17 protein-coding genes are annotated in these 18,574 nt (G+C 37.4%); 11 read left to right on the top strand and 6 right to left on the bottom strand.

The features are described 5' to 3' along the window. Nucleotides 1–46: 46 nt before the first annotated feature. Together prpC and prpB are read right to left on the bottom strand one after the other, a co-directional pair. Nucleotides 47–1,183 carry a 2-methylcitrate synthase gene (prpC, locus tag AAV97_RS08475; RefSeq protein WP_004830928.1) on the bottom strand — a complete coding sequence of 379 codons (1,137 nt, stop codon included), beginning with the start codon at nucleotides 1,181–1,183 and terminating at the stop codon, nucleotides 47–49. 4 nt (nucleotides 1,184–1,187) lie between these two features. After that, nucleotides 1,188–2,072 (bottom strand): methylisocitrate lyase, encoded by an 885-nt coding sequence (gene prpB / locus AAV97_RS08470; RefSeq protein WP_004830929.1) that lies wholly within the window; start codon nucleotides 2,070–2,072, stop codon nucleotides 1,188–1,190. Between the two features lie 236 nt (nucleotides 2,073–2,308). Between prpB and AAV97_RS08465 the strand changes: the two genes are divergently transcribed. The 5 genes from AAV97_RS08465 to ppk1 all read left to right on the top strand — a co-directional run bounded on the left by AAV97_RS08465 (nucleotide 2,309) and on the right by ppk1 (nucleotide 8,203). Beyond that, the gene (locus AAV97_RS08465) at nucleotides 2,309–2,962 is read left to right on the top strand and encodes a TetR/AcrR family transcriptional regulator (RefSeq protein ID WP_005029173.1); all 654 of its coding nucleotides are present in this window, start codon (nucleotides 2,309–2,311) and stop codon (nucleotides 2,960–2,962) included. A gap of 124 nt (nucleotides 2,963–3,086) precedes the next feature. Next, a complete protein-coding gene (gene argF, locus AAV97_RS08460) occupies nucleotides 3,087–4,007 on the top strand; it encodes an ornithine carbamoyltransferase (RefSeq protein ID WP_004830931.1) in 921 nt (306 codons plus the stop codon). 218 nt (nucleotides 4,008–4,225) lie between these two features. Continuing rightward, nucleotides 4,226–5,320: a hypothetical protein gene (locus AAV97_RS08455; RefSeq protein WP_009585014.1), complete on the top strand. Its 1,095-nt coding sequence runs from the start codon at nucleotides 4,226–4,228 to the stop codon at nucleotides 5,318–5,320. A 105-nt stretch (nucleotides 5,321–5,425) separates the two neighbouring features. Then, the gene (locus AAV97_RS08450; RefSeq protein WP_009585008.1) at nucleotides 5,426–5,896 is read left to right on the top strand and encodes a hypothetical protein; all 471 of its coding nucleotides are present in this window, start codon (nucleotides 5,426–5,428) and stop codon (nucleotides 5,894–5,896) included. A gap of 201 nt (nucleotides 5,897–6,097) precedes the next feature. Further along, the gene (ppk1, locus tag AAV97_RS08445; RefSeq protein ID WP_046760333.1) at nucleotides 6,098–8,203 is read left to right on the top strand and encodes a polyphosphate kinase 1; all 2,106 of its coding nucleotides are present in this window, start codon (nucleotides 6,098–6,100) and stop codon (nucleotides 8,201–8,203) included. A 144-nt stretch (nucleotides 8,204–8,347) separates the two neighbouring features. On the opposite strand, the gene AAV97_RS08440 is transcribed toward ppk1, so the two are convergent. The 3 genes from AAV97_RS08440 to AAV97_RS08430 form a co-directional block, all read right to left on the bottom strand. Continuing rightward, nucleotides 8,348–9,577, bottom strand: a complete 1,230-nt coding sequence (locus AAV97_RS08440; RefSeq protein ID WP_046760332.1) for a CaiB/BaiF CoA transferase family protein — start codon at nucleotides 9,575–9,577, stop codon at nucleotides 8,348–8,350. 121 nt (nucleotides 9,578–9,698) lie between these two features. Further along, nucleotides 9,699–11,015, bottom strand: coding sequence for an MFS transporter (locus AAV97_RS08435; protein ID WP_046760331.1), 1,317 nt, complete (start codon nucleotides 11,013–11,015; stop codon nucleotides 9,699–9,701). Nucleotides 11,016–11,268: 253 nt separating this feature from the next. Beyond that, a complete protein-coding gene (locus AAV97_RS08430; protein ID WP_046760330.1) occupies nucleotides 11,269–12,492 on the bottom strand; it encodes an acyl-CoA dehydrogenase in 1,224 nt (407 codons plus the stop codon). A 308-nt stretch (nucleotides 12,493–12,800) separates the two neighbouring features. On the opposite strand from AAV97_RS08430, the gene AAV97_RS08425 reads away from it, so the two are divergent. Further along, the gene (locus AAV97_RS08425; protein ID WP_005029191.1) at nucleotides 12,801–13,754 is read left to right on the top strand and encodes a LysR substrate-binding domain-containing protein; all 954 of its coding nucleotides are present in this window, start codon (nucleotides 12,801–12,803) and stop codon (nucleotides 13,752–13,754) included. A 41-nt stretch (nucleotides 13,755–13,795) separates the two neighbouring features. On the opposite strand, the gene AAV97_RS08420 is transcribed toward AAV97_RS08425, so the two are convergent. Then, nucleotides 13,796–14,131, bottom strand: coding sequence for a hypothetical protein (locus tag AAV97_RS08420; RefSeq protein WP_046760329.1), 336 nt, complete (start codon nucleotides 14,129–14,131; stop codon nucleotides 13,796–13,798). A gap of 135 nt (nucleotides 14,132–14,266) precedes the next feature. Between AAV97_RS08420 and AAV97_RS08415 the strand changes: the two genes are divergently transcribed. The 5 genes from AAV97_RS08415 (at nucleotide 14,267) to AAV97_RS08395 (ending at nucleotide 18,572) form a co-directional block, all read left to right on the top strand. Further along, entirely contained in the window at nucleotides 14,267–14,695 is a 429-nt protein-coding gene (locus tag AAV97_RS08415) for an HD domain-containing protein (protein WP_004830942.1), read from the top strand. A 79-nt stretch (nucleotides 14,696–14,774) separates the two neighbouring features. Continuing rightward, nucleotides 14,775–15,674 (top strand): LysR family transcriptional regulator, encoded by a 900-nt coding sequence (locus AAV97_RS08410; protein ID WP_004830943.1) that lies wholly within the window; start codon nucleotides 14,775–14,777, stop codon nucleotides 15,672–15,674. A 153-nt stretch (nucleotides 15,675–15,827) separates the two neighbouring features. Further along, nucleotides 15,828–16,910 carry a tRNA (uridine(54)-C5)-methyltransferase TrmA gene (gene trmA / locus AAV97_RS08405; protein WP_046760328.1) on the top strand — a complete coding sequence of 361 codons (1,083 nt, stop codon included), beginning with the start codon at nucleotides 15,828–15,830 and terminating at the stop codon, nucleotides 16,908–16,910. Between the two features lie 242 nt (nucleotides 16,911–17,152). Further along, nucleotides 17,153–17,383 carry a hypothetical protein gene (locus tag AAV97_RS08400; RefSeq protein ID WP_004830945.1) on the top strand — a complete coding sequence of 77 codons (231 nt, stop codon included), beginning with the start codon at nucleotides 17,153–17,155 and terminating at the stop codon, nucleotides 17,381–17,383. A gap of 127 nt (nucleotides 17,384–17,510) precedes the next feature. Continuing rightward, nucleotides 17,511–18,572 carry a tetratricopeptide repeat protein gene (locus AAV97_RS08395; protein ID WP_046760327.1) on the top strand — a complete coding sequence of 354 codons (1,062 nt, stop codon included), beginning with the start codon at nucleotides 17,511–17,513 and terminating at the stop codon, nucleotides 18,570–18,572. The last annotated feature ends 2 nt before the right edge of the window (nucleotides 18,573–18,574 follow it).

Below are 18,574 nucleotides of genomic sequence, written 5' to 3'. Positions count from 1 at the left end.
AAGCCTGAATTCAGGCTTTATCTATAAACATGCGAATAATTGAAAATTAGGCAGCTGAACGTTCAGCGATTGGAACAACTTTACGAAGTTCTGGTCCTGTATAATCCGCACTTGGACGAATAATACGATTGTCTGCACGTTGTTCCATGACATGTGCAGCCCAACCAGTAACACGAGACATCACAAAAATTGGGGTAAACAATTTAGTCGCAATATCCATAAAGTGATAAGCAGATGCATGGAAGAAGTCTGCATTACAGAACAATTTCTTCTCACGCCACATCACTTCTTCACAACGAACAGATACTGGATAAAGTACTGTATCACCTACATCTTTTGCTAAACGCTCAGACCAAATTTTGATAATGCCGTTACGAGGATCGTTGTCTTTATAGATCGCATGACCAAAGCCCATGATTTTTTCTTTACGCTCAAGCTTGCCCAGCATTTCACGCTCAGCTTCTTCAGGAGAGGTCCAGTTTTCAATCATTTCCATAGCCGCTTCATTTGCACCACCATGCAATGGACCACGAAGTGAACCAATTGCACCTGTAATACATGAATGCATATCAGACAAGGTTGATGCACAAACACGTGCTGTGAATGTAGATGCATTAAACTCATGCTCAGCATAAAGAATTAACGAAACATTCATCACTTGTTCATGCAATTCATTCGGTTTCTCACCACGAAGTAAATGCAGGAATTGAGCGCCAATTGAATCATCATCGGTATTTTCTTCAATACGCACGCCATCATGGCTAAAACGATACCAATAACAAATGATTGCTGGCAAAGTCGCTAGAATACGATCTGCAACATCTTGCTGTTGTTCAAATGACTTTTCTGTTTCAAGATTACCTAACATTGAAACGCCTGTACGCATCACATCCATTGGGTGTGAGTCAGCAGGAATACGTTCCAAGACTTCTTTTAACGCTTGTGGTAATTGACGCAAAGATTTTAATTTTGCCTTATATGTAGCCAATTGTTCTGCGGTCGGTAATTCACCAAAGAAAATCAGATAAGCAACTTCTTCAAATTGGCAATTTTCTGCAAGGTCTTGCACATCGTAACCACGATAGGTTAAACCTGCGCCACTTTTACCTACAGTAGAAAGTGCTGTTTTACCAGCAACTTGACCGCGCAGTCCTGCGCCTGTGAGTACTTTTCCTTCAGCCATTTTATTATTTCTCCTGCGTGAACAGCTTGTCTAGAGTATTTTCAAAAGTGTGATAATCAAGGAATTCGTAAAGCTCTTTACGTTGTTGCATGGTATCCAATACATTGACTTGAGTACCATTTTCACGAATAGATCGAAAAACTTCGAGTGCAGCTTTTTGCATTGCACGTGTTGCAGATAATGGATATAGCACCATGCTAATGCCCTGCTCACCTAACTCTTCAGTGGTGTAATACGGGGTATCACCAAATTCGGTGATATTGGCAAGTACAGGTACACCTACTGCATCACATACGGTTTTATACATAGTGATGTCCGTCATGGCTTCAGCAAATATTGCGTCAGCACCCGCTTCAACACAGGCACATGCACGGTCAATAACCGCTTGTAATCCTTCTTTTTGTAAGGCATCTGTACGTGCCATTACGACAAAGTTTGAATCGGTTTTAGCATCGACTGCTGCTTTAATACGATCGACCATTTCTTGCTGAGAAACGATTTCTTTATTTGGACGGTGCCCGCAACGCTTTTGCGCCACTTGATCTTCAATATGAACAGCAGCAGCACCTGCACTAATCATTTGTTTTATTGTACGTGCAATATTAAAAGCACCGCCCCAACCTGTATCAATATCGACCAATAATGGTGTGTCTACACGTTCTGTAATACGGCGAACATCTTCCAATACATTGTCTAAGCTCGTCATCCCTAAATCTGGTAAACCATATGAATAATTGGCTACCCCAGCACCTGAAACATAGATTGCTTTATAACCCACTTGTTTCGCCATCATTGCGGCATAGGCATTGACTGTACCAATGATTTGTAATGGTTTTTCCACTTCTAGCGCTTGTCTAAATCTTAAGCCTGCAGACGTTTGTTGTGTCATATTCCCTTCCACAGTGGTCACTTGTTTATTGAGTTTTGAGTATAGCCATAATTTGTAAATCGCATATGACCATTTAGGTATATTACTCTAAAACTTTAGTCAAAGAAAAATGAATTTTGATTCATTTTTTCAATTTAATGCACAATTTCTAACCAAACAAGACAAATCAATACTGACAAAGAAATTTATTGACATTTTTGCTATAATAATTACAACGTACTTTTTATTCGCAATTTATGAACCAAGATTTAGCACATATTGAAGCCTCTGGATGTGATTTTCCACAAACAAAACGTGGTCATGAACGTCGTTTGGCATTATTGATTAGTGCAAATCAACTTTTTTTGGAACATGGTTATGATGCGGTGTCACTCGATGACATTGTCAATCATGCGGGTGGTTCAAAGGCGTCGATTTATAAGTATTTCGGCAATAAAGAAGGTCTATTTACCGCAATTTGCGATTATCGCCGTGATCTTTTTTTTAAAGATATCTGCCGACCGTTCAACCCATCATGTAATGATCTTCGTGCTTATCTAATTACCACCTTAATCACCTTCTATAAGCATATGATCATGCCCGATAACATTGCATTTATACGTCTGATCTTTGAACGCTCACAAAAAGATCCACAATTGGCACTCTATATTCATGAAAAGGGTCCCAAACAAGTCCAACTTTCGATTGCCAGTGCTTTAGAACGTTATGCAGAAAACCAAAAACTGGTCTGTGAAAATCCACTTTATTCAGCACAATTCTATTTTGGCATCCTTAGAAATTTAGAATGGCGAATCTTGATGGGGATTGAGATTAAAGATTCTGATCAAGAAATACTCGATTGCATCAGTTATTGCGTAGATCGCTTCCTACAAGGGCATCAAAAGGTCTAATTTTTTTGCGTTTTCATATTCATATAGTATATTAGATGATTCTCCTTTTTATTTTCATCAACCAACAATGAATTGTTGGTCAATTCGCTATTGGCTTTGACTAGACAATTATTGTGGAGTAACCATGGCTCTACGACATTTTCTTACTTTACGTGACTTATCCACTGCTGAACTGAATCGCATCATCGAACGCGCTATAGAGTTAAAGCGAAAACAGCACAATAACGAAGTATTCCAACCTTTTGTTGGAAAAGTCATGGGGATGATTTTTGAAAAGTCGAGCACCCGTACTCGTGTCTCCTTTGAAGCTGGTATGAGCCAGTTTGGTGGCAGTGCAATTTTTCTATCATCTCGTGATACACAGCTTGGACGTGGTGAGCCGATTGAAGATTCAGCTCGTGTCATTTCTAGCATGCTTGATATCGTCATGATTCGTACTTTTGGTCATGATATTGTCGAACGTTTTGCTGAATATTCTTCTGTGCCTGTGATCAATGCATTGACCGATGACCATCACCCATGCCAGTTATTGGCTGATGTACAGACCTTTGTTGAACATCGTGGTTCAATTGAAGGAAAGACAGTGGCTTGGATTGGGGATGGCAATAATATGTGTAACTCCTATATTGAAGCAGCACATATGTGGGGTTTTAAATTAAAAATTGCTTCGCCAAAAGGTTATGAACCAAAACCAGAATTTCTTTCTGAGTTTGCCCATTGTGTTGAACTGTTTGAATCTGCTGAAGATGCTGCTGTAAATGCAGACCTCATAGTCACCGATGTTTGGGCAAGTATGGGACAAGAGGAAGAACAAAAAATTCGTGAAAAAGCTTTCGCTGCTTATCAGGTCAATGAAAAATTGATGGATTTAGCACATCCTGATTGTTTATTTATGCATTGTCTTCCTGCACATCGTGGTGAGGAAGTTTCTGAAAATATGTTGGATCATAAAAATGCAGTGGTGTGGGATGAAGCAGAAAATCGCTTACATGCACAAAAAGCATTGGTTGAATTCTTGATCAATGAAAACTTAAAAAAAGATTAGTTTTCTAAAGTTATGATCAAATCATATCTATAAAATAAGCACCTCAATCGGTGCTTATTTTTTTATCTATCGATGCTAATCAATAAACTTCAAATTTTAATATCCACTAAATCGCTTGAATACACCTAGAAATGCCTGATTGAAAAGAAATTAACTAGATTTTATTTTTCCAATACGATAGATGTAAATTATATGATCATAAGGATAACAACATCGCCATGAAAAAATTAATACTGTGTAGTTTGTTGGTTAGTGTCGCTTTTCCTTTAAACGCTAAGAACTTGACCATTACGCTTGATCTGTATGAAAGTTATGGCACAATGAATCAAGAACAAAAAAACAGCTTATTTAATCGTCCAATTGTAGGTGAAGCATTTTATCTGCCTCGACATAGTATTGTGGGTGTCACTGGTAGCATAAAAAAATGTGGTTTTTTAAGCTTTCCCTGTTTTAAAAAGAAATCCAAGCAAATTCAAATTAATGCAGTCAAAAACTTAGCAACAAATACGCTGACCTTTCAGGTTCCACTTTCTACTGGTACTCTATATAAATTAGAAAGCTTTACTGTGATAATTCCATTTAAACATAATATAAGTTCATCTGATGGACTTGTTATTCGTGCAAGCGGATCTGAGCATCATCGGTTGATTCAACCAGTCTCTATAGGTAATGGCTTTGAAGGTTTAAAGGGAACGCTCAGTTTTAGTCAATCTGGATTTTCAACTCTTGATACTGTTGCAGGCGCGATAGATCCAAATCAGACGCCGCCCTACCAGTTTTTTAAAACACATCCATATTTAGGGTATTTTACCAACCAAAATATCAGAGCAATTCCAAACTATATTTCGAGTGATCTAAAATCACCTTATCCAGCGGAAATTGCAAATTTGGAAAAAATCTACTCAGCAAAGCGCTTTGATGCTCAGCTAGACGGTCATCAATTTACTGCTGTAGAAATAAGTGCCAAGCAAAAAAAGGATCTCAAATGTAAAAGTACTTTTGGGGATTACAAATACACGTTATTTTTTATTGATGGACAGCTCAGCTATTACAGTACAACTCTCGCTGACATGAGGACATGTGAAACTCGCTATACCACAGCGATTTGGAATGAGCATGGTGAAGTATATGATTATCAAGTACATAAATCTTCAAGTGCCCAACCATTTCAATATGGAGGATGGCGGAATACATGCAATATAGAAAACAATTCAAATATTGGTTTTTGCAATATACAACCACCTGATCAACACGCTTTAAAGCATTTTGAAAAAGAAGCAAATCGAGTTCTGCATTTTTTCCCAATACCTTAACATAGGTGAATGATGTAAGCTTTTGATAAAAGTAAGTCACAACACTGGTACATATTGTTTGATTGAGTATAATAAATCCATATTTTTAATAAGTGTATTATTCAAATGAATTTCAAAATAATATCTTTATCGATCACTACTTTTTTACTCACTCAATCGATCCCAAGTTATGCAACTGAATTGGATGACTATTTAATTCAAAATCAACTTATTGAACAAAATTACAAAATTAAGGATTCAAAAAATTTAGATGATGTTTTAAATGCCTTAAGTGATGAGGATTCACGTGTACTACCCGTTCAAATTGACCAAAATACTGTGATCGAAAAAATACGTTTGTATCATGATCACATTGATCTCGAAGGACTTATTACATCCGAAAATTTCAAACAGTTTGCTGATAGTATGGGGAAAGAAAAAACTCAGCAATTTCTCATGCAAGGTATGCTTGAAAACTGTGGTTTAATTTTTGAAAATGAATTCCAAAGACGAAATCCCTATTATGTGAAAATGAAACTAAGTTCAGCAGAAAAAGTATATGAGCTAAAACTTAAAAATGATCAATGTCAATTTTAAAATTGACATTTCCACGCTTCAACAGTTTGATAGAACAAGATGTTGAAGCGATATTCCCAAGAAACCCTGTTTATCTATGTTTTAAAAAATAATTTACAAATATGTTAAAATTGAAATAATTTTCAATATTTTAGCTAACTGTAACAATTTTGTCATGTAGAATACTTACTATGCCCATCAAGGTCGTTAAGACAGTTTCAAATGACGCAGATCATGCCCGCTTCAAAAAATTTATCCTCAACTGAATTTCAACACAGTTCAAGTAGCTACATCAATCGTGAAATTTCATTGCTAGAATTTCATAAACGCGTATTGGCACAAGCCAAAGATAAAAATCATCCCTTACTTGAACGTTTAAATTTCTTAATTATTTTTTCACGTAATTTGGATGAATTTTTTGAAATTCGTGTAGCTGGACTCATGAAGCAAATTGACTTCAAAACCATTACTAGTGCGCCTGATGGTATTCCCAATGAAGTGATCATTGAACAAATCTCAGCAAGTGCTCACCTTGCGATTCAAGAGCAATATGACACTCTAAACCACATACTGTTACCAGAACTTGAAAACTATGGCGTTAAATTCATCCAATATCACAATATCTTAGAAAAACATCTGGATTGGATTAAGCACTACTTCTTTAAACAAGTTCAGCCTGTCGTTACCCCTATCAGCTTGGATCCAGCACATCCATTTCCTCGACTGGTCAATAAAAGCTTAAATTTTATTGTCACCTTAGAAGGAAAAGACGCATTTGGTCGACAAATTGAATTGGCAATTGTTCCTGCTCCACGTTCATTACCGCGTGTGGTGCGTCTACCTGATGAACTGACAGGTGGCGAAGAACATTATATTTTGCTGTCTGCAATCATCCAACAACATATCAGCGATTTATTCCCAGGAATGACTGCAACGGGCTGTTACCAATTTCGCGTGACACGGAATGCTGATTTGACACTCGCAGAAGATGTTGATGACCTCGCTGTTGCTTTGAAAGACGAGTTATCCTCACGGCGTTTTGGTCGTGCGGTTCGATTAGAAATTGCTGACAATTGTCCTCATTCAATCAATCATTATCTTTTAGAACAGTTTGATCTTGATCCACAACACCTATATCAAGTGAATGGTCCTGTTAATTTGACCCGATTAATCACCAACTTTGATATTCCTGAATTACGTTTTAAACCTTATCAAGCTGTTATTCCTAAAGCACTTCGAAATTCGAATAAAATCTTTGAAGTACTGACTAAGCAAGATGTACTTTTACACCATCCGTTTGATTCATTTAAACCCGTCATTAACTTATTGCGTGAATCGGCACAAGATCCAAACGTACTTGCCATCAAGCAAACCTTGTACCGTAGTGGACCTGATTCAGAAATTGTACAAGTGTTGGCAGAAGCTGCTCGCAATGGCAAAGAAGTTACGGCAATCATTGAATTGCGTGCTCGCTTTGATGAAGAATCCAATATTACAGTGGCTAATATTTTGCAAGAAGCTGGTGCAGTTGTGGTTTATGGAATTGTTGGCTACAAAACCCACGCCAAAATGATTTTAATTGTACGGCGAGAAGCTGGAAAACTAAAACGTTATGTTCATCTTGGCACGGGAAACTATCATGCTGGAAATGCGCGTATGTACACCGATTACGGTTTACTCACGACACATGAAGAAATCTGTGAGGACGTTCATAAAATCTTCCAAGAACTAACTGGTATGGGGAAACTGTTAAAGCTGAAAAAATTATTTCATGCACCCTTCACCTTACATGCACAGCTTTTACATTTGATTGAACAAGAAACAGCACATGCCAAAGCAGGTAAAAAAGCCAGAATTATCATTAAAGTAAATGCTTTAACTGAACCAAAACTCATCTCAGCATTGTATACAGCCTCTCAAGCTGGTGTTCAGATAGATTTGATCATACGTTCAATCTGCTGTTTAAGACCGCAAATACAAGGGCTTTCCGAAAATATTCGCGTGCGTTCGATTGTAGGACGCTACCTGGAACACACCCGAGTTTATTATTTCTATAACGATGGTCAGGATGAGTTGTATTGTGCCAGTGCAGACTGGATGGGCAGAAATCTGTTTTCACGTGTTGAAACCTGCTTCCCAATCGAAGATAAAAAGCTTAAAAAGCAAATCATTGACTATGGTTTACTCAGCTATCTAAAAGACAATGTTCGCGCTTGGGAATTAGATGCAAATGATCAATGGCATGCAATAAACCCAAAAGCTGCAGAAGAAGTACATATTGCACAACAAGTGTTAATGCAACAACGTACACTTCCAACCACAGCTTAAACAACAATTACATCACTTAGCAAAATCATATGTATGCTCCAGCCTTTCTTTTATCTTTTAGAAGAAAGGCTATTTTGATACTCAGATGAAGTGCTGATCATGTACCACGAAGTGCATTCAATATTTGTGTATTTTTAACTGTGTTTAAAGACCGATTCCATCAATGATGCCCTGTTGTTTAAATGCTTCTAATTCATTATCAGTATAGAGTTGCCCTAAAATCTCTTTTGTATGCTCTCCCAAACGTGGGGGAGCATTGCGATATTGAATCGGTGTTCCTGACATTTTGATCGGTGAACCAATCATTTTAAAGTCAGTATTATCCGCATGTGGAATATTGACAACCATGTTACGAGATTGGATTTGCGGCTCTTGTAAAGCATCTGCAACAGAATTAATCACACCTACAGGCACTTTGACAGCATGAATGGCATCTACCCAATGTCTAGCATCATGCGTCAGGAAATATTCAGACAAAATCGCTATTAATTCATGCCGATATTTCACCCGATCTTGATTACGAAGGTAATTTGAATTATCCAATAATTCAGGTTTACCTATCGCAATACACAAATCTTTAAATTGCTTGTCATTTCCACAGGCAATAATAAATTCTTTGTCTCGCGCTTTAAAAGTTTGATATGGCACGATATTAGGATGACTATTGCCCATCCGTTTAGGTGTACAACCTGAACTTAAATAATTCATTCCTTGATTCGCTAAACCAGCAACCTGTACATCGAGTAGTGCTAAATCAATGTACTGACCTACTCCTGTTTGCTGGCGAGCAATAATCGCAGCTTGAATCGCAATGGTTGCATATAAACCTGTTTGAATATCCACAACCGCTACACCGACTTTTTGTGAACTTGCGCCCAACTCACCTTCTTGTTCTCCCGTGATACTCATCAATCCTGACATGCCTTGGATGATAAAATCATAGCCTGGCTCTTCAGCACGTGGTCCATCTTGACCAAAGCCTGTAATTGAGCAGTAAATTAGCTTTGGATTAATCTGGCTCAAGGTTGCGTAATCCAAACCATATTTTTTTAATGATCCGGCTTTAAAATTTTCGATGACCACATCCGCGGTTTGAGCAATATGTTGTACCAGTTTTTGACCTTCTACAGTTGCAATATCAATGGCAACAGAAGATTTATTACGATTTGCAGATTGGTAATAACCTGACTCCCGAGTAGTTTGACCATGTTGATTCAGCATCCAAGGTGGTCCCCACATACGGGTATCATCTCCCACTTTAGGGCGTTCGATTTTAATGACTTCTGCACCTAAGTCTGCCAACACTTGCCCACACCACGGACCTGCAAGTACTCTACTGAGATCTAAAACTCGAATTCCTTTTAATGCACTCATTTATTTTGCCTCTATTCGAGGAGTGATGAACACTCCCTCAAACTCATGATTGAATCGGACTTACAAACAATTCGTCATATTTACGATATGCCATAAGCGCTTAATATGCTTAGATCAATAACTATTGTTGTTGTGGATCATATTGACGGTCTTTAATAAATAATCCAGGAAGTACGCCTGCGACAAAATATGCAGCCCCCATAACAATAAAGGCAGTCATAAAAGTCCCTCCTGAGGCTAAAAATCCGATGGTTGCTGGCGCAATTGCAGCACCAACACGTCCAATGTTATATGCACCACCAATTGCTGTACCTCGAACGTCAGTCGAGAATGATTCTGCCATATAGGTTGCATTCACACCGTAAGGAATTCCATACAGGAAGCCAAACGTGACCAATAAATACAAAATGTTCTCTGGTGTATTAAAGAAAATAATGACTGGAAGGAAAATCGCACTGGCAAGCGTACCAAATACAAATACTGCTCGACGATTAAATTTATCTGCGAGATAACCTGCCAATATTTTGCCTAGAATCATCGCTGTATATGAACCTACCATATAGCTGGTTAGATTTTTAAAATTCATATGCACTTCAGTTTCAAGATAGCTTGGCATCCAGTTATTGATACCGTAATAACCAAATTGTAAAAAGAATGCCGTCGTCATCCATAGTAAAAACATTTTACGATGTTTAAAGTTGGCAAAAATCTGCTTGTAGATGCTGCCACTTTTTGGTTTTTCTCGAATTACAACTTCAGGCGTCTTTTTCGTTTGCATTTGATCAATTTTGGTCAACTGCCAAGATTTTGGTTCTGGAACAAATCGTTGTAAGAAAATATTGATAAACGCAGGAATGACCGTAATGAAAAATAATACCCGCCAACCATGTTCAGGAATAATCGCACCCGCCAAAAGTGTTGCTACAATGTATCCTACTGTTTGCCCAGTCTGTAATGTACCCAATACAGTTGTGCGATAAGTAGTAGGCACATACTCAGCCATTAAGGTATTACATGCCATATATAACGCACCGATTCCTAATGCACCAATAAAACGCAATGCCATAAATTGCTCAAAGCTTTGCGTAAAACCTAATAGACATGTTGCTACAGAAAAGAAGGTCACCGAATTTGCAATGGTGCGCACCCGACCAAACTTATCACAAGACCACCCTCCCAAGATTCCACCAATCCCCATTCCTGCTAATGATGCACTCCCTAGAGCACCCGCTTGAAAAGTAGATAATGCAAACTCACCCTTTAAACTGGTTAAACTATAGGACAACAACATAATATCTACGCCATCAACCACCATGGCAAAATATGCAAATAACAATGCCCATTTCCATGTGTTGGGTCCTATTTTTTCATAAGTCCCAATATTCGAAGGCATTGTGCCTTTTGCTGTAATTGCAACAGATTGAACCTCATTGTTCATTTTTCCTTTACCTCATTTTCCCAAATGAGTCATCGCTTATCTTTCATCTTTACTCTACTGCTTTCTTTATTATTTTTATTGAGTACCATCTAGGAGTGAAGTTAGGGTATTTAAGTAGAATAGTTAAAGATAATGAGATATTTTCACGATGAATCCTTCTATCGTTTATATGTTTACCTTATTTTTTTGAAATTTAAGGTAAAAAAAGCCTAAAGGGATGCTGATTCAACATCCCTGTTTTAAAACTTATAAATTAATTAGAAAAAGCAGCGATACCCGTTTGGGCGCGTCCAAGAATCAAGGCGTGGACATCATGTGTACCTTCATAGGTATTAACCACTTCAAGATTGACCAGATGGCGAGCAACCCCAAATTCATCACTGATACCATTTCCACCCATCATGTCTCGAGCGACACGAGCAATATCTAAGGCTTTACCGCAGTTATTACGTTTAATTAAGGAAGTTCCTTCCACTGAAGCAATTCCCTCATCTTTCAGACGTCCAAAGCGCAAAGCAATTTGTAAACCTAGTGCAATTTCGGTTTGCATATCTGCCAACTTCTTTTGCACCAATTGGTTTGCTGCCAAAGGACGACCAAACTGTTTGCGATCCATTGTATATTGATGAGCAGTATGCCAACAGAACTCAGCAGCGCCCATTGCACCCCATGCTATTCCATAACGAGCGCTGTTTAAGCAAGTAAAAGGACCTCTTAAACCACGAATTTCAGGAAATGCATTTTCTTCAGGAACAAAAACATTGTCCATGACAATTTCGCCAGTAATCGAGGCACGCAAACCCACCTTGCCATGAATTGCAGGTGCTGAAAGTCCTTCCCAACCTTTTTCTAAAATAAAGCCCCGAATCTCACCGACATGACCTTCCGCTGAAACTTCCTTTGCCCAAACCACAAATATATCTGCAATTGGACTATTGGTAATCCACATTTTAGAACCCGTCAGACGATAACCACCTGCAACTTTTTTTGCCCGTGTAATCATACTTCCTGGGTCAGATCCATGATCAGGTTCGGTTAAACCAAAACAGCCAATGAACTCACCTGATGCCAGTTTTGGTAAATATTTCTGCTTCTGTTGTTCTGAGCCAAATTCATTAATAGGTACCATCACCAATGAACTTTGTACACTCGCCATTGAACGATAGCCCGAATCCACACGCTCGATTTCACGGGCAATCAGACCATAACTTACATAATTAAGCCCTGCACCGCCATATTGCTCAGGAATTGTAGGCCCTAATAACCCCAATTCCCCCATTTCACGAAAAATTGAAATATCTGTCTGTTCATGGCGGAACTGCTCAAGCACTCTAGGCATCAATTTATCTTGTGAATAGGCATAGGCAGCATCACGGATCATACGCTCTTCTTCAGTGAGTTGCTGTTCCAATAAAAAGGGATCTTGCCAATTAAACTGTACACGTGGTTTTTTTGCTGAATTGACCATTTGATTCATCGCATCCTCTGCTTGATGTATTTTGTGTTCTTGTCCTTGATGTTATGTGTGAAAAATCATTCTTTCAAACGATAAATTCTCATTCAGATATTCCATTTATGCATATCTTATGTTCTTATAAATCTAAGGATAAATCATATTTTATTGTTGAAATAATCCATACAACTGCTCATCTTGCTGTATTTTTATAGGCTTTTTAGAAATATTAAAAATTATGGAACTATTGTTGATGATTTATTTTTGCTAAAACGACATCTGCAGATGTTCAGTGTGACTTCGAAATAAACCAAGATATTCAAGGAAAGAATATGCGTAGAATGATTCCCTCATTACAATCTTTAATTTGTTTTGAAGCTGCTGCGAAACATTTGAGTTATACCTTTGCTGCACAAGAATTGCATCTCACACAAAGCGCAATCTCTCGTCAAGTCCAGCAATTAGAAGATTTTTTGGGACTACATTTATTCAATCGAACTCGACATGGCGTTGAACTGACCCAAGCAGGTGAACACTATTATAAAAATATAAAATCTCATTTATTGGGTATTGAACAAAGTACGCTTGATTTAATCAGTCATAAAGGTTTAGGCGGTACATTAAAGCTTGGTGTGGTTCCGACATTTGCCACACGTTGGTTGTTACCCCGACTATATAAGTTCAATGCAGTCTATCCAGAAATCACCATTCACCTTGAAACCAGCACCAAACCCTTTTTATTCAGTGAACATATTTTTGATGCCGCCATTTATACGGGAACACCCGAACAAATCGAAAATTGGCCTGGTGCAAAAATTCATTTTTTAATGAATGAAGATGTGGTACCTGTCTGTTCAGCTGATTTAATTTTTAAGTACTTCCCCGAATTAAAAGCACCTTCAGGACATTTAAGTCGTAGCTTGACTGCGGAAGAAATAGCAACTTTACCTTTACTACAACAAACCACACGCCCCTATATTTGGAAAGAATGGTTTGAAGTGAATGGCTATGAACATCCCTTTGCCTTAGAGGGACAAAGGCATGAATTGTTTTCTATGCTTGCTGTAGCAGCTACACATCATATGGGTGTTGCACTTATTCCACAGAAATTGCTGGAAAAAGAACTACGCTCAGGTGATTTAGTGATTGCCTCTGATATTAAACTCAAAGGCTCACGTGCCTATTACTTTGTCTATGCAGAACAACAACAATCGCCATTGATTGCGAAATTTGTTGAGTGGCTGCTTGATGAAGTAGAAATCTCCCAACATACATTTATGAAATAATCAGCTCATCTGGATCTACATCGAGTATTTTTAAATTAGATTTAAGCATTAAAGCCGATATAGCGATAAATTTCTTGTGCACCGACGACACCTAGACTGGTTTTGAAAATGATATAATCTGCATAGGTACTTTGACTCAATTCATTGAAGATGTTAAGCCCTTGATCATCATGTTGATGAATTTCATCCACGCTGCGTTGCATTGTCTGTTCAAACACATCTGAGATATATTCAAAACCTAAATCCATCGCAATAAACAAAGTATGTTCACAGGGTTGAAGATATTGCTCTTCATTCCAATCAATAACTGGATGTCTGCAATGGGGGCATGTAACATTTTCTTGAGAATTTTCTAGAGTGATCAGTTGAAATGGCATACGCTTTAGAACAAAATAAAATTGTATTTTAAACCAGTTAGCAAAATTAAACACTGAATTTAGACGATGCTATCGCAGGTTAAAAATTACGGGTTAAAACCTTTTATAAATACAGAAAAGATAGATAAGGATACTATGTCAACGATTGAAAAAGCGATTGCTTTAGCAGCTCGTAAACACGCAGGTCAAAAAGATAAAGGACAACAACCCTACATTTTCCATCCATTGAGATTAATGTTTAAAGTTAAAACTTCTGAACAGCAGATTGTGGCTGTATTGCATGATATTTTAGAAGACACTGATACAACTGTGGTCGATTTAATTTCCCTGGGTTTTAGTCAAGAAATTGTTGATGCCATCCTTGCCTTGACCAAAAAAGAAAATGAATCACGCATCGAAGCGGCTTATCGTGCTGTAAAAAATCCAATTGCAAGAATTGTCAAATTAGCTGATGTGGCAGACAATATGGATCTTTCTCGTATTCCGCATCCAACGACCAAAGATCTTTTAAGATTGGAAGAATATAAACAGGTTCAATTTATTCTGATGGCGGGTACGGCTTAAACTCTTTGTTTTTTCACAATTGACTCAATGCAATAATTAAGGTTAAAAATGCCAGATTGTTGTATTAATGGAATGGCTCATGCTGACTGATTTGGATGATTTTTACTGTTTTGGTTTGGTGGTTGAACATGGCGGATTTAGTGCTGCTGAACGTGCGACCGATATTCCAAAGTCTAAGCTGAGTCGCCGAGTGTATAATCTTGAAGAAAAATTAGGCGTTCGTCTGATTCAGCGTAGTTCTCGTCATTTTGCTGTGACTGATATTGGTATGAACATATATCGCCACGCACAAGTCATGATGAATGCAGCTCAATCTGCACATGATTTGGTCGATCATCTCAGCGAACAACCACGTGGACTGATTAAAGTCAGTGTACCCGTTACTGTTGCCCAAAGTGAATTATCCAAAATTTTACCTGCTTTCTTAAAAGCCTACCCTGAAATTAAAGTTCAACTGTTGGTCAGTAACCGCCGCGTCGATATTATCAATGAAGGCTTTGATCTTGCTTTGCGCGTACGTGCAAATTTAGATGATGACCCAAGTTTAGTATTAAGAAAATTTGGTAATATTGAGCAACATCTTCTTGCAAGCCAAGCCTACTTAAATGAATTTGGGATGCTAAAAAAACCAGAAGATTTAACTGAACATCGTATTTTAAGTATGGTCGATGAACATTTGGATCAACAAATGATTTTGCATGATGGTCAGAACCAACAGAAAAAAATTAAAGTCAATCCTGTTCTTATGGGATCAGATTTGATGATGCTGGCAAAATTAGCCAGTCAAAACTGTGGGATTGCACTTCTTCCAGATACGATTGCCAATGATTTTGTTGCATCAGGTGAATTGGTCCGTGTATTGCCAGATTGGAAAGCACCTCATGGTATTTTTCACGCAGTTTATCCTTCACGCCGTGGTTTACTCCCTGCTGTAAGGGTGTTTATTGACTATTTGGTTGAACACCTTAGCAATCGTTAGTCCGCATTTCACTCCTGTGTTGAAAATAAATGATCCACGGAGTCTGATCTATAGGCAGAATAAATTAAGTAAGATGGGCTGTTATTTGGTGTCCATCTATAGCTATTTTTGATACCATCATCACTGCTTAATTCCAACGTTTTTCTGATTTATATGACTTCATCTTATCAACAACAACTTGATGCCAAAATTGAACGTATTCAAACGCAGTTTGCTGAATTTAATCCACCATCACTTGAAGTTTTTGCTTCACCAGAACAAAACTTTCGTATGCGTGCAGAATTCCGTATTTGGCATACAGAAGACGATATGTTCTATGCCATGTTTGAACGGGATGAAAATCAACAAAAAACAGTTGCACGTATTGATGAATTTCCTATAGCAGATCTTAGTATCAATCAACTTATGCCAATTTTATTGGCTGAACTAAAAGTCAATCCGATCTTATCCAAACGTCTTTTTGAAGTGCACTTTCTTGCAACACTGAAAGGCGAAATGCTGGTCTCATTAATTTATCGTGCACCTTTGAATGAAGAATGGGAAGTTTTAGCAAAACAATTGGCTGAGAAACTCAATATTAAAATTATTGGACGTAGCCGCGGTCAAAAATTAGTATTGAGCGATGAGTTTGTTGTTGAAGAATTACAGGTATTTGAAAGAAAATTTCAGTATAAACAAATTGAAAGTAGTTTTACTCAACCTAATGCGCAAGTTTGCCAAAAAATGTTGCAGTGGGCTTGCCAAGCAGTGAATGGCGACAATCAAGACTTGCTTGAACTCTATTGTGGTAATGGTAACTTCACCCTTCCATTGTCATTAAATTTTAATCGTGTTTTGGCAACTGAGTTAGCGAAGTCTTCTGTTTATGCAGCGCAATGGAATATTGAGCAAAACAAGATTGATAATATTCAAGTAGCACGACTATCTGCTGAAGAATTTACCCAAGCTTATAATGGTGAACGTGAATTCCGTCGTTTGCAAGAAGCAGAAATTGATGTGCAAAGCTATCAATTTGATACGGTTTTTGTCGATCCGCCTCGTGCAGGGATTGATGACGATACGCTAAAATTATTGCAAGGTTTCGAGACGATTCTTTATATCTCATGTAATCCAGATACACTTTACAGCAATTTGGAAACCCTCACAAAGACCCATAAAATTGTTAAATTTGCAATGTTTGATCAATTCCCCTACACGCATCATGTTGAATCTGGGGTTTTGCTTAAAAAGATTTAAACAATTTATTACAACCATGACATGCCATGACAGATTTCATGGCATTTTTTTTCTTAATAATTTTTATTTATATCAACAACATATCATATTTTCTTATATTTAAAGTCAAAAAAGCAACTTAGAAAATTTTCAATGGTTGGCAAATTTAGTCTATAACTCGACCATTTACCTTAGCAGCCATCTTGAATTTTATAAAAAAACGTCTATATTTCGAACTATGTTAGGTTGCGTATGAAGGCTCTATGAGTTTTTGGCAAAAGCTGTTTATGGCTAAAGATACTGTGCAAAATGAACATAAAAATCAGATTGCATGTGTTGAAAATGATTGCTCTTGTAAATCCAATGATCAACTCTTATCCGCGTTGATGAACACTACAGATCAAGATGTGATTACTGGAATTAAGAAAGTACTGATCTCAAGAGGTTTCAGTAAAAAAGAGTTAAACCAATTACAGCATCCACCTATTCAATAGTCATGGATGACCGATAAAAAGCATTCAGTTTACTGGATGCTTTTTTAATTCAAATACAACAAATTTTGCTGTTTTAACTGAGCTTCTATACAATTATTTGTAATAATATAAATGTGAAGAATTCATCTTGAAAATAAAAAATCTCTTATTATTATTATCATTGAGTTGCACAATCGTCTACGCTGAGATCAGTGACAATGATATTGAAAGCATTGAAAATTTAAGTGATCAGGTTTTGGGAAATAAAAAACTAGCCAAACTAGAACCTCAGATCAAAGCTCAAATCAAAAAATCACAGCCCACTGTGCAACAATTATTCAAAGCTGAAGAAATTGATTATAACGATTCAGTTTATTTACACAATTATGCGATCATTACTTCTGGCTATGCTGAATATTTACTTGATCAACATTGCACAGAGCAGTCTCATCCTATTCAAGAACTCACAGAACAAGCCTATCTTGCATTAAAGAAACGTGACCCGAAAGATGCCATTGCATTGAATAATTTTGGACTTTTCTATGCACAAATGTCTGTATATTATCGAAAAAATAGTGATCCAACTCCTCGTTTAACTTATTTACTTAAAGCGGAGCAATTGTTTGAAACCTTGATTCAAATTGAACCTGACGATGAAGAATATCAAAGGAACTATTATGCTGTATTAAGTGATAAATTAATGTTGCTATACAAGTATCATCGAGATATAGAAGAACAGAAACGTTTAGTGAACATCCTCAAAAAGCCTTTATTTGAGTATCTATCCAATCCTGAACAAGCCTTTGACTCTGGAAACTTTATCATTCTTGCGCAGCAATACTACCAAGGCTTGAATAGAGAGAACCCCAAAGCAGCTGAAAGATGGTTAAGGGATAATCAACAAAAAATTGAAACAGTGGTCAATAAAAATCGTAAGCATACTCAGCGTGAAAATGAATTTTTAGCTGAATTTTATGCCTTATTAAATCAACCCGCAAAAGCACTCTCGTATTTAAAGCAATTAGAATTTTCAGATGAGAACAGCACTGAACCCTCGTCTTTTGAAGATGAGCCCAATCTAGCAAATTTAAGATTGAACCCTGAATATCAAAAATGGTTTAAAAAATATACTCAAGATTACCAAGAATACCGGAAAGCGTTACCTGAAGTTTGTAAAATAACTCAGTTAGAAATATTGGGTTCGCATTAATC

This window comes from Acinetobacter sp. Ag2 (genome assembly GCF_001005515.1).
Lineage (GTDB): Bacteria > Pseudomonadota > Gammaproteobacteria > Pseudomonadales > Moraxellaceae > Acinetobacter > Acinetobacter bereziniae.
This window is presented reverse-complemented; position numbering and strand designations above follow the sequence as displayed.

Coding starts and splice junctions, on each gene's coding strand:
- AAV97_RS08425 (WP_005029191.1), top strand. CDS start 12,801: ATGCGTAGAATGATTCCCTCATTACAATCTTTAATTTGTTTTGAAGCT.
- trmA (WP_046760328.1), top strand. CDS start 15,828: ATGACTTCATCTTATCAACAACAACTTGATGCCAAAATTGAACGTATT.
- argF (WP_004830931.1), top strand. CDS start 3,087: ATGGCTCTACGACATTTTCTTACTTTACGTGACTTATCCACTGCTGAA.
- AAV97_RS08435 (WP_046760331.1), bottom strand. CDS start 11,015: ATGAACAATGAGGTTCAATCTGTTGCAATTACAGCAAAAGGCACAATG.
- AAV97_RS08410 (WP_004830943.1), top strand. CDS start 14,775: ATGCTGACTGATTTGGATGATTTTTACTGTTTTGGTTTGGTGGTTGAA.
- AAV97_RS08455 (WP_009585014.1), top strand. CDS start 4,226: ATGAAAAAATTAATACTGTGTAGTTTGTTGGTTAGTGTCGCTTTTCCT.
- AAV97_RS08415 (WP_004830942.1), top strand. CDS start 14,267: ATGTCAACGATTGAAAAAGCGATTGCTTTAGCAGCTCGTAAACACGCA.
- prpC (WP_004830928.1), bottom strand. CDS start 1,183: ATGGCTGAAGGAAAAGTACTCACAGGCGCAGGACTGCGCGGTCAAGTT.
- AAV97_RS08465 (WP_005029173.1), top strand. CDS start 2,309: ATGAACCAAGATTTAGCACATATTGAAGCCTCTGGATGTGATTTTCCA.
- prpB (WP_004830929.1), bottom strand. CDS start 2,072: ATGACACAACAAACGTCTGCAGGCTTAAGATTTAGACAAGCGCTAGAA.
- ppk1 (WP_046760333.1), top strand. CDS start 6,098: ATGACGCAGATCATGCCCGCTTCAAAAAATTTATCCTCAACTGAATTT.
- AAV97_RS08430 (WP_046760330.1), bottom strand. CDS start 12,492: ATGAATCAAATGGTCAATTCAGCAAAAAAACCACGTGTACAGTTTAAT.
- AAV97_RS08400 (WP_004830945.1), top strand. CDS start 17,153: ATGAGTTTTTGGCAAAAGCTGTTTATGGCTAAAGATACTGTGCAAAAT.
- AAV97_RS08420 (WP_046760329.1), bottom strand. CDS start 14,131: ATGCCATTTCAACTGATCACTCTAGAAAATTCTCAAGAAAATGTTACA.
- AAV97_RS08450 (WP_009585008.1), top strand. CDS start 5,426: ATGAATTTCAAAATAATATCTTTATCGATCACTACTTTTTTACTCACT.
- AAV97_RS08440 (WP_046760332.1), bottom strand. CDS start 9,577: ATGAGTGCATTAAAAGGAATTCGAGTTTTAGATCTCAGTAGAGTACTT.